13 protein-coding genes and 1 tRNA gene are annotated in these 8,952 nt (G+C 65.3%); 5 read left to right on the forward strand and 9 right to left on the reverse strand.

Going from position 1 to position 8,952, the window contains the following annotated elements:
- Positions 1–209: 209 nt before the first annotated feature.
- The 5 genes from DL899_RS18520 to DL899_RS18545 form a co-directional block, all read right to left on the reverse strand.
- A complete protein-coding gene (locus DL899_RS18520; protein WP_111735812.1) occupies positions 210–872 on the reverse strand; it encodes a hypothetical protein in 663 nt (220 codons plus the stop codon).
- A gap of 186 nt (positions 873–1,058) precedes the next feature.
- Entirely contained in the window at positions 1,059–2,096 is a 1,038-nt protein-coding gene (locus tag DL899_RS18530) for a helix-turn-helix domain-containing protein (RefSeq protein WP_111735813.1), read from the reverse strand.
- Positions 2,093–2,515, reverse strand: a complete 423-nt coding sequence (locus DL899_RS18535; RefSeq protein WP_111735814.1) for a VRR-NUC domain-containing protein — start codon at positions 2,513–2,515, stop codon at positions 2,093–2,095. Before DL899_RS18535 ends, DL899_RS18530 begins: the two co-directional genes overlap by 4 nt.
- Entirely contained in the window at positions 2,512–2,790 is a 279-nt protein-coding gene (locus DL899_RS18540) for a hypothetical protein (RefSeq protein WP_111735815.1), read from the reverse strand. The genes DL899_RS18535 and DL899_RS18540 overlap by 4 nt, the downstream gene beginning before the upstream one ends.
- Positions 2,787–3,050, reverse strand: coding sequence for a helix-turn-helix domain-containing protein (locus DL899_RS18545; RefSeq protein ID WP_111735816.1), 264 nt, complete (start codon positions 3,048–3,050; stop codon positions 2,787–2,789). Before DL899_RS18545 ends, DL899_RS18540 begins: the two co-directional genes overlap by 4 nt.
- 586 nt (positions 3,051–3,636) lie before the next feature.
- Between DL899_RS18545 and DL899_RS18550 the strand changes: the two genes are divergently transcribed.
- Entirely contained in the window at positions 3,637–4,896 is a 1,260-nt protein-coding gene (locus DL899_RS18550; protein ID WP_111735817.1) for a tyrosine-type recombinase/integrase, read from the forward strand.
- A 13-nt stretch (positions 4,897–4,909) separates the two neighbouring features.
- On the opposite strand, the gene DL899_RS18555 is transcribed toward DL899_RS18550, so the two are convergent.
- A complete protein-coding gene (locus DL899_RS18555) occupies positions 4,910–5,515 on the reverse strand; it encodes a hypothetical protein (RefSeq protein ID WP_111735818.1) in 606 nt (201 codons plus the stop codon).
- 600 nt (positions 5,516–6,115) lie between these two features.
- On the opposite strand from DL899_RS18555, the gene DL899_RS18560 reads away from it, so the two are divergent.
- The 4 genes from DL899_RS18560 (at position 6,116) to DL899_RS19515 (ending at position 7,951) form a co-directional block, all read left to right on the forward strand.
- Positions 6,116–6,322, forward strand: coding sequence for a cold-shock protein (locus DL899_RS18560; RefSeq protein ID WP_111735819.1), 207 nt, complete (start codon positions 6,116–6,118; stop codon positions 6,320–6,322).
- A gap of 175 nt (positions 6,323–6,497) precedes the next feature.
- Positions 6,498–7,415 (forward strand): fatty acid desaturase, encoded by a 918-nt coding sequence (locus DL899_RS18565; RefSeq protein ID WP_338049665.1) that lies wholly within the window; start codon positions 6,498–6,500, stop codon positions 7,413–7,415.
- A gap of 18 nt (positions 7,416–7,433) precedes the next feature.
- Complete coding sequence (locus DL899_RS18570) at positions 7,434–7,721, forward strand: hypothetical protein (protein WP_111735821.1); 288 nt, start codon at positions 7,434–7,436, stop codon at positions 7,719–7,721.
- 100 nt (positions 7,722–7,821) lie between these two features.
- A tRNA-OTHER gene (locus tag DL899_RS19515) sits at positions 7,822–7,951 on the forward strand.
- Positions 7,952–8,093: 142 nt separating this feature from the next.
- Here DL899_RS19515 and DL899_RS19745 read toward each other — a convergent pair.
- Genes DL899_RS19745 through DL899_RS20135 form a run of 3 tightly spaced genes read right to left on the reverse strand, consistent with a single transcriptional unit; the run spans position 8,094 to position 8,630 of the window.
- Positions 8,094–8,231, reverse strand: a complete 138-nt coding sequence (locus DL899_RS19745) for a glycosyltransferase (RefSeq protein WP_204355363.1) — start codon at positions 8,229–8,231, stop codon at positions 8,094–8,096.
- Positions 8,228–8,434, reverse strand: coding sequence for a glycosyltransferase (locus DL899_RS20260; RefSeq protein ID WP_420821002.1), 207 nt, complete (start codon positions 8,432–8,434; stop codon positions 8,228–8,230). The genes DL899_RS19745 and DL899_RS20260 overlap by 4 nt, the downstream gene beginning before the upstream one ends.
- Positions 8,334–8,630, reverse strand: a complete 297-nt coding sequence (locus DL899_RS20135) for a Rossmann-fold NAD(P)-binding domain-containing protein (RefSeq protein ID WP_204355365.1) — start codon at positions 8,628–8,630, stop codon at positions 8,334–8,336. The genes DL899_RS20260 and DL899_RS20135 overlap by 101 nt, the downstream gene beginning before the upstream one ends.
- Between the last annotated feature and the right edge of the window lie 322 nt (positions 8,631–8,952).

Raw genomic sequence — 8,952 nt, forward strand, 5'->3', positions numbered from 1 at the left:
TGTGAAGGGTTCGCGCGGTGTCGCGCATCTCAGCTCCTGAACGGAGCACCCCTGGTACCACCAAAGAGTAACCTGTGGAAACGGAGTGTCAAGCGAGGGCCGGCGCAGAGAGAAATGCTCTTCCGCCTGCGCGTGAATGTCAGGTGCCAGAGCGGGCCCCTGCGCGGCGCGCGTTCGAAGAAATTGGCGGAAATGGGATCCTTTCGCCTCTATTTTCGTTGAACCCACGGTCGCAGCTTCGGCATCGCCGCCGTCACGTCGACGTCCCGCAGCATGCTGCCCGCGATCAGCCCGTCGCGGACCCAGCCCAGCGCCTGCCACCAGTCCACGTAGGCGCGGCGGGCGGACGCGATGTGCTCCGGGTGCGGTCGCCAGGTGACGGGGCAGGCCAGCACTTCGACCGTGCGCCACCGGCCGCGCGCCAACACCCGTTCGGTGCCGACGACCACGGTGGTGGCCCGCTCGCCGTGCTGGTTTCGGCGGGTGTCCACCGGCACGCAGTGCGGCACGGCGCCGGGCATCCAGTCGGGGGTCAGCCCGGCGCGCGCCAGTTCCGCCACACGGATCGCCATGCGCTTGCCGCCCAAGCTGTCGGGGAGCCCGGCGACGGTGGCGGCGATCGTCTCGGCGTCCTCGTGGGTGTAGCCGCCGATCTTGTGCTGACCGCCGTCGATCTTGCAGCCCAGCGCGGCGCGTTGCATCAGGACGTACTCAAGGCCGAAGCCGAAGCCTTCCTCGGTCACGTCAGGGGGCGGCGGCAATTCCAGCTGGGCCTTCTCAATCCGAAATGCCCATTCCAGGGCCGCCTGCACGCCCAGCGCGCGCTTGAGCCGTGCGCCGCCCGTGCGGCCGATCCGTCTTTGCAAGCTCATGGCTGCCATCCTTCAAAGAGGTTCATCTGCGTCGGGCGCTGGGCGCCGTCCGTCGGCTGCCAGATCCACGGGCCCGAGGCCATGGGCAGCTGTGATAGCCGGGCTCGGCGAGCATGAGGCCCAGATCAAGGCCGCCGCCGCCTGCGCAGAGGGACAGTCCGTGCCGGGGACGAAACACCATGCCATTCACCGCACCCCCCGCATCCGAAGCCGTTCCGGCGTGACCAGCCCCCGCGCCAGCATGGCGTCGCACATGGTGTTGCTGATCATGGTGGCGGGCAAGAAGTCGTCGGAATTGACCATCCGGGCGTAGAAGGCCGCGAGCTCGTCGTCGCTGGGCCTGGGGCCCTCATCGCGCTTGCGGCGCCGGGTCTTGCCGCTGCCGGTTGCCGAACCCTTCTTCGCAATGGCCGCACCGGTCCGCTTCAGGCGCTGGGCGGCACGCTGCATGGCGCGATCGAGCGCCTTGGGCCCGTCGGGCGGCTCCGGGTGGTCTCGCCGCGAGGTTACGGCCACGGCGATGATCGCCGCCTCGTCGAGGCCGAGACTGTCGCGCCAGCGCCGGACATGCTCGCGCGGCGGCCAGCCTTGCCACCAGCCGGGCAGGGCAGCGGGGTCCAGGCCCAGCGCGGCGAGCAGCTCGGCGAAAAACTGATCCGAGACGCCCTCGCGCGCCCGCGCGCCCTCCTCCTCTTTTACTGGTTTCCTTAGTGGTTCCCTTACAGGGTTAGTGTCCGGATTCCGGACACGGGCTTGGCCGTTTTCCGGACACGGGTCGGGGGCAAAATCGGACACGGCTCCCGCGTCATTCCCGTGTCCTGTTTCCGGACACGGCTCGGGTGCGGCGGGTGTTTCGCCGGCCAAACCCTCTGTAGCCGCGAAGGGTTCTTCGGAGCCGCCTTCCCCGTGTCCGGTTTCCGGACACGGGCTCGGATCATCTGGTGCGAAGTGAGGCTCGAAGCCCAGAATGTAGCGGGTGGGCATCTGCCGCCTGGTGACGGGATGCAGGCGCGGCACCCGGCGCAGAAGGCCTGCCGCCTCGAGCTGGCCGAGATGGGCGTTCAGCGTCGAGCGGCTGATCTCGCAATCATGCGCCAGCCGCTCCTGCGAGGGAAAGCAGCCATAGTCGGGGTTGAACCGATCACAAAGATGCCAGAGCACGATCCTGGTGGTGGGCTTCAGCCCGCGCTGCCTGATCGCCCAGTTGGTGGCCTCGTGGCTCATGGCGCGGCCCTCCCTGTTGGAACGGCCATGCGCTGAGCGGCATCGGATTGCACGACACGCGTGGTGAATCCGTGATCGGCCAGCGCGCCCAGCGCGTCGTCGAGCGAGCGGATCAGCGCCCAGCCGAAGCCTTGGGCCAGCACCGCATCGCGAAACGCCTCCTGCGCTTGGCTGAGCCGACCTTTCTGGGATTTCAACTCGAGGAACAGGACGCGCCCCTCAACGAGCACCATCAGATCGGCAAAACCGGGATGGACGCCCATGCCGACGAGGATTGCCTGGTGCCTGGCGCCGCGCGGACCGGGTTCGGTCACCTCGTTGGCGCAGTGGTGGATGATGGCTGTGCGGGGCAGGGCAAAGCGCAGCGCCTGCACCACCGCGCGCTGCAGATCGGCCTCGGGTGTGCCGCGCCGCTTCATCGGCTCACCTCCGGCGCATCATCGTGATCGGTGCGCTGGGCGTGGCGCAGGCGCGCCGGGCAACGGGCATCGATCACGAACAGGAGGGCACGGGCATCGCGCCGCTCCTCTTCGGTCTCGCCATGGCTCGTCAGCACATTGCAGGCGAGCCGGATCAGGTGGTCGGAATGATGCGCGACATCGGCGATGACGGCGCGTGCTTCCGCGACGCGGTCGGCGGGCCAGGCTTGTCCTTCACGACTTGCCCGAAATGGGCCGGGTTCATCCTCGGTCATCGGCGGCCTCCCGCGCGGGTGCGCCGGGGCGACACCTCTTCCTGCGTCTCGAGCCATTCCAGAACTGTCGCGCGTCGATAGAGGATCTTTCGCCCGGCCTTCACGAAGGCAGGACCACGCCGGGCATCTGCCCAGCGCCGAAGCGTTTCCTCGCACACGCCGAGTTCGCGGGCGAGATCAGTGCGGCTGATCCAGCCCTGCAGGAGGGCTGCGGTGTTTGCGCCGGGGGACGCGGTGGTGGTCTGTTCGCCTGGTGTCATCTGCTTTCTCCCGATTGTCGCCCGGTGAGGGCGAATGTCGTCTCACAGCAGAAGCACAGGCCCGGGGGGGGCAGGGTGGCAGTCACCGGCAGTGACCGGCAGTGGCTTGCCACCCCCCGTGCCACCCCTTGTTTTATTGAAGTTTCGTGATTTTGCGCTGCGGCGCAGCGGGATTTGCAGGTCTTGCAAAGTCGCCTGGGGTCGATTTCCGGGCGATCATCCTCTCCAGGTTCGCGCGCAATCGGCCACAATCGACGATTTCAGCGTGCCTGGGGCGACGTTCGGCCAAACCCAGGGGGTGGCAAGGGCGGCAATGACCGGCAGTGAGGTGCTGGTTTGCGTGCCGGCTTCTGATTTCATTGGGAAAGTGATGGTCGCGACCATATCGGGCGACATCCATCGGCACCGAGCCGTCCGTGCTGCCGGACAGGTCCGGCGGCGCCGACCACGCGATTCCAGTAAATCATGGGGTGGAACGGCCCTGACGAGTCACTGCCGGTCACTGCCACCCTGCCGGTCGGGTGCCAAGATTACCTTGCCCTGGCCGCGAATCTACGCGTCATGGACAGGGAAAGGAGGTGCCTCGATGCCGAAACGGGTCCGCTTGAGCGAGAAGGTTTTGCGCGATGCCATCCCTGCCGAGGGGCGCGACTACCAGATCTTCGACGATGACATTCGGGGGTTTGCGGTCTGCATCTATCGCGGCGGCGGGCGCGCCTTCACGATCGACTATCGCCATGCCGGGCGCCCGCGCCGGATGACCTTCGGGCGCTGGCCGGAGTGGTCGGTGACCGCCGCGCGCGAACGCGCCCGGGAATTGCGCCGGGAAATTGACCTTGGCCGCGACCCGCTGGCCGAGCGCGACCGGATCCGCGAGGCGCCCCGGGTGCAGGATCTGATCGACCGCTACATCACGGACCATGTCTCGCGGCTCTCCGATCTGAATGCCGCTGATCAGAAATCGATGATGGCCAAGCTGGTCGCGCCGCATTGGGGCAGGAAGCTGGTGAGCGAGATCACCAGGGCCGATGTCGAAAAGCTGCTGGCAAAGATCGCCGAGGGGCGGGCGCGGCCGCACAAGGCCAGGCCGAATAACCGGGCGCGCAAGCTGCAGGGGCCCAAGCCCACGCCGGTGCGCGCCAACCGCGTGGGCGAGGTACTGCGCAAGATGTTCAATCTCGCCGTTGAGTGGGGCTGGCGCTCGGACAACCCGGCCAGTGGCTTCTATCGGCGCGTCGAGAGCCCGCGCGAGCGGTTCCTGACCAGGGACGAGATCGACCGGCTTGTGCGCGCGCTCGATGCCGATCCCGATCAGCGCGCGGCCGGGATCATCCGCATCTGCATGCTGACCGGTGCCCGCGTCGGCGAAGTGCGCCAGGCGCGGTTCGAACAATTCAACCTCGAGCTCGGCATCTGGTCGAAGCCGGCGGCCATCACCAAGCAGCGCAAGATCCACCGCGTGCCGATCTCCGAGGATGTGGCCGCGATCGTGCGCCAGCGGTTGTTGCTGGTGCCGAAGGGCAACCCATGGCTCTTTCCCGGTGACGTGCCGGGCCAGCCCGTCAGGGAAATTCGCCGGTTCTGGAAACGCATCCAGAAGGAAGCGGGGATTGAGGATGCGCGCATCCACGATCTGCGCCACACCTTCGCCTCGCTGCTGGTCAGCGGTGGCGCCTCGCTCGAGATGATTGGCAAGCTGCTGGGTCATACCCAGATGCAGACCACTCAGCGCTATGCGCATCTGCTCGACGCGCCGTTGCGCGCCGGGCTTGATGCCGTGGCCAGCGCGGTCCGGCCACGACTGCAGGTGGTTCACGATCCGGCGCGGGATCAGAAATCCGCCTGATCGCGCCACCCGGTCAGGCTTTTTCGGCGGCCTTGGTCAGTGCGCGCCAGATCGGCGTGATCCGCCGACGGATCGAGCGCTCGTCCGGAACGTCGTTGCCATCGGTATGCTCCACGAACCAGTCCTGCATCTCAGCGACCAGCTCGCCCTGCGAGGCCGGCAGGCCGCGCTCATGGATGCGCAGGGTGAGGGCTTGCAACATGCCCACCCAATCGTAGGGCGAGACCGACCCGGTGCCGCCCCTCACACGACAAAACAGCTCGTTCCTTTCTTCGAAGCGCTGAACCTGCTGTCCGGCGATCAGCAGATCGGCCACGGACACCTCGACACCCTCCACGGGATCGGTGATCAGCAGCCAGTCGGTGTCGCTCCGGGGGCGTACCCGGTGCACCCGGGCGGTCAGCGGACCAGTGCCGCTGCGGCGGAACATCGGCAGGATGTCAAAGGCCGCGACGATCACCTCGCCGGCGATGATCTTCTCACCGCAAGTCACCGGCGGAATGCCGGTCAGAATGTCGAAATTCCCTGTCGCCGACCATCCGGCAATGTCGGCGGTGGTGCAGCCCCATCGCGCCGCGACTTCGTGGACGGTGTAGAATTCTCTTCGAGGCAGCCTCATTTGCGCTCCATTCTCGTGGCCCTGCGCCGGGTAAGTTCCCCCGAGGGCGTTGTGCGGGGAAGATTGTTGTCATCGAGGGCGCGGGCGTCACAAGCCATAGGAGAAAATCCCTGAAACGACTCGCGCTCTAATTTACTATTGCCAAGCCTTCCTCTCGGAAACTGCGGTGGATGGTCGCCCCGACGCATTTGAGAAAAATCTTGATCTGATCCACCCCGCGAAGATGGTGGTAGCCCTCCCCAGGAGTGTCAGCCTCGCCTGTGAGGCGCCAATCTCGGGACTGCCCAACGCGTGATCCGGGGTCTGAAAGTGGCCTTTCCCGGCGTGATCTGGTTGACTGACCGCGAAAGGCGGCGTTGGTGGACGCTCGGCGACACGACACTCCTGCGCCCGCAGGGTATCCGCAACAGCGGTGCACCGAATTCACTTCAATGCCAAGCCGCCCTTGTGTGACGCAATGCGGTTGCCCATATAGTAGAGGTCAACGTTATTCTCTGCGACTCTCTGCCTCCGTTCATCCGGCTTCAGGCGATCGACTCAGTCTGACATTGCCGGGCTGTCGCATCGTGCGGGCAGCATCCAGAACAGGAGACCACGGATATGGCCAGTGGCACCGTGAAATGGTTCAATTCTTCCAAGGGCTTCGGTTTCATCGAGCCCGAATCGGGCGGTAGGGACGTCTTCGTCCACATCTCGTCCGTCGAGCGGGCGGGTCTTACCGGCCTTGCCGATGCTCAAAAGGTGACCTTCGATGTCGAATCCGGCCGTGACGGTCGCGAAAGCGCGACCAATCTCACGCTCGCCTGACCTGACTGACGCCGGGCGTCCGAATGGACGCCCGGACCACGGCAACGCAGGGCGAGCGATGTCTCCGGCACCGGAGCCCGACCGGGCCTCGGGTCTCGGACCGGCTGACGCCCGGACACCGCGTCTCGCGGCATATCGCACCCCGATCCCGTCGCGCAGTCGCGTCGAGCTGGCCGTGACGGCCATCCCCTTCGCCGCGATATTCGCGCTGTCATGGGCGGCGCTGTCGGTCAGCCCGTGGATTTCCGTCGCGTTGTCACTGGCAAACGCGGCCTTCGTCGTGCGCCTCTTCATGATCCAGCACGATTGCGGCCACGGCGCCTTTTTCGGCGCTCGTGCTTGGAACGACCGGGTCGGCCGGATCATCGGCGTGCTGACGCTCACACCCTATGACGTCTGGCGAAGAACCCATGCCATCCATCACGCCACCACCGGAAACCTCGACCGCCGCGGAACCGGGGACATCCCCACGCTCACGGTCGCGGAATACCGCGCGAAACCGCTCTTGGGACGGGTTCTCTACAGACTGGTGCGCCACCCCGCGGTCCTGTTCGGCATCGTTCCGTTCTACAGCTTCTTTCTTCAGAACCGCATCCCCGCGGGGCTCCTCCGGTCCGGCCGGCGCTACTGGGCAAGCGCGCTCGGCACCGATGCCGCGATCCTGATCATGCTTGGATCGCTCTATCTGCTGGGCGGCGTCCCGGTGCTGTTCTTCGTCTACCTGCCGATGATGCTGCTCGCCGCCTCAACCGGCATGTGGCTCTTCTACATCCAGCACCAGTTCGAGGAAACGTCCTGGGACGGCGACACGGAGTGGTCCCTGCAGGACGCGGCCTTGCACGGATCCTCCCACTATGTGCTGCCGCCGGTCCTGAGGTGGATCACCGCGAATATCGGCGTCCATCACATCCATCATCTGGCCAGCCGGATCCCGTTCTACCGCCTGCCCGAAGTCCTCCGGGACCATGAGGAGTTCGCCAGCGCCGGGCGCCTCACGCTCCGCGACAGCCTGCGTTGCGCAAGTCTCGCACTCTGGGACGAAACCGGACGCAGGCTCGTTTCATTTGCCGAGGCACGGCGGCTTCCGGCGTAATCCCGGAGAGTATCCCACATGACATTCTTGAGTACACCAGGCCGATCGGACAGGGGCCGTGACCTCTTCAAGGACAGGCCGAAGAAGGAGGTCAAGGAGCACGCCCATGCCCGCCGTGCCGAGGTTGATGCCGAGGCCGTGCTCGAGGTGCCGGGCTATATGTGCCGGCCGGGCCCGAAGGAGCAGGTCGCGCCGAAAATCATGGAAGCCATCGTCGTTGCGATCAAGGCGCCGTTCTCGTTGGTGCTGACGGCCGGTCCCGCATCACCTCGAGAGCAGGTCGTTCAAGGCTGTTTGCGATCATGATCTGGCGGCGAAGGGTAGTCGGTTACATCAACGCCACATCAACAGTCGAGCGTGGTTTGAACGCCGGGTTTGCGGCGGAATTCGGGTGAATGTTGGTGAATGCGGGGTGGGAAAATTCGTGAAATCAAAGGCTTGCCGTCTAAGTCACTGGTTTCTATAACCTATTGGAATCGTTGAATTATGGGCTCATAACCTGAAGGTCGCAGGTTCAAATCCTGCTCCCGCAACCAACTTTAGCGAACTTTCGCAACCAGCCAAGCCCGCCTCACCGGCGGGATTTGTTATTTCCAACATTTCCAACAGCTTGCCACGCAATTCGAGCCGGTGGACCCGTGGTGGTCGATTGGGACGGTGGACCCGTGCTTCACCGTCTCAATCGACCACCACGGGGTCGCGCAGAAACCGTTCCATCGCCCCGGCCAGTGCGTCGGCATCCCGGACCGGCACGAGAAACCCGTTGACCCCGTGCTGCACCGTCTCTCGGCATCCAGGCGCGTCGGTGGTGATCACCGGACGGCCCCCGTCGCCATCGCCTCAAGCACCGTGCGGGGGGTTCCTTCACGGTAGCTGGACAACACACAGATATGGGCTGACGCGACGGCCGGCCGCACATCATCGAGTGCGCCATGCCAGATCAGATGGCCGGCCTCCTGCCAGCCGCACACCTCTGGCTCGGCGATAGTTGGGCGAACAGATCGACACGTAATCGACATCGGCGCCCTTGCGGCGCAGCTTGTCGATATGGCGATCGAAACGCTCGAACTCGGTAAAGAAATCCGCGTCCGGAAAATAACTGTCGATGATCCCGACCGAATCGCTGGGGTCGAGCGCCGCGACAAGGTTATTCCCGGTGTCGCGGATCGCCCCCATATGACGTGGCGCGATAGGGTGGAACGGATACAACTGCAATGCGAGCCAGGCTCACCAGCCAGAAACCGCCGAGGGCGATGACACGTGCGGTTTGCGGGCCGATCAGATTGCTGCGACGCGAGCCCGCCCCCTATCAAGCGGGCACCACTCAGCCGTTGGCGCCTTCGGGTGCCGCCCGATCATTCGATTCCGCGAGATCGGTTTGGGTGACGTCCCCGGACGTTGTGTAGCTTTCGGTGGCCATCGGGTTTCTCGGTAGGGTCGGGTTGTGAACACCAACCTGAACTGAGGACTACACCCGATGACCAAACAGATGATGGACCTGCGCGCGCTCGTGGAAAAGAGCGCTGATGCCGACCTG

The sequence above is a fragment of the Roseovarius amoyensis genome (assembly GCF_003260265.1).
GTDB lineage: Bacteria > Pseudomonadota > Alphaproteobacteria > Rhodobacterales > Rhodobacteraceae > Roseovarius > Roseovarius amoyensis.

What these genes read in the sequence shown, in the direction of transcription:
- DL899_RS18520 (WP_111735812.1), bottom strand. Translation starts at nt 872, where the DNA reads ATGAGCTTGCAAAGACGGATCGGCCGCACGGGCGGCGCACGGCTCAAG.
- DL899_RS18550 (WP_111735817.1), top strand. Translation starts at nt 3,637, where the DNA reads ATGCCGAAACGGGTCCGCTTGAGCGAGAAGGTTTTGCGCGATGCCATC.
- DL899_RS18540 (WP_111735815.1), bottom strand. Translation starts at nt 2,790, where the DNA reads ATGACCGAGGATGAACCCGGCCCATTTCGGGCAAGTCGTGAAGGACAA.
- DL899_RS18555 (WP_111735818.1), bottom strand. Translation starts at nt 5,515, where the DNA reads ATGAGGCTGCCTCGAAGAGAATTCTACACCGTCCACGAAGTCGCGGCG.
- DL899_RS20260 (WP_420821002.1), bottom strand. Translation starts at nt 8,434, where the DNA reads ATGTCGATTACGTGTCGATCTGTTCGCCCAACTATCGCCGAGCCAGAG.
- DL899_RS18560 (WP_111735819.1), top strand. Translation starts at nt 6,116, where the DNA reads ATGGCCAGTGGCACCGTGAAATGGTTCAATTCTTCCAAGGGCTTCGGT.
- DL899_RS18570 (WP_111735821.1), top strand. Translation starts at nt 7,434, where the DNA reads ATGACATTCTTGAGTACACCAGGCCGATCGGACAGGGGCCGTGACCTC.
- DL899_RS18545 (WP_111735816.1), bottom strand. Translation starts at nt 3,050, where the DNA reads ATGACACCAGGCGAACAGACCACCACCGCGTCCCCCGGCGCAAACACC.
- DL899_RS18530 (WP_111735813.1), bottom strand. Translation starts at nt 2,096, where the DNA reads ATGAGCCACGAGGCCACCAACTGGGCGATCAGGCAGCGCGGGCTGAAG.
- DL899_RS18535 (WP_111735814.1), bottom strand. Translation starts at nt 2,515, where the DNA reads ATGAAGCGGCGCGGCACACCCGAGGCCGATCTGCAGCGCGCGGTGGTG.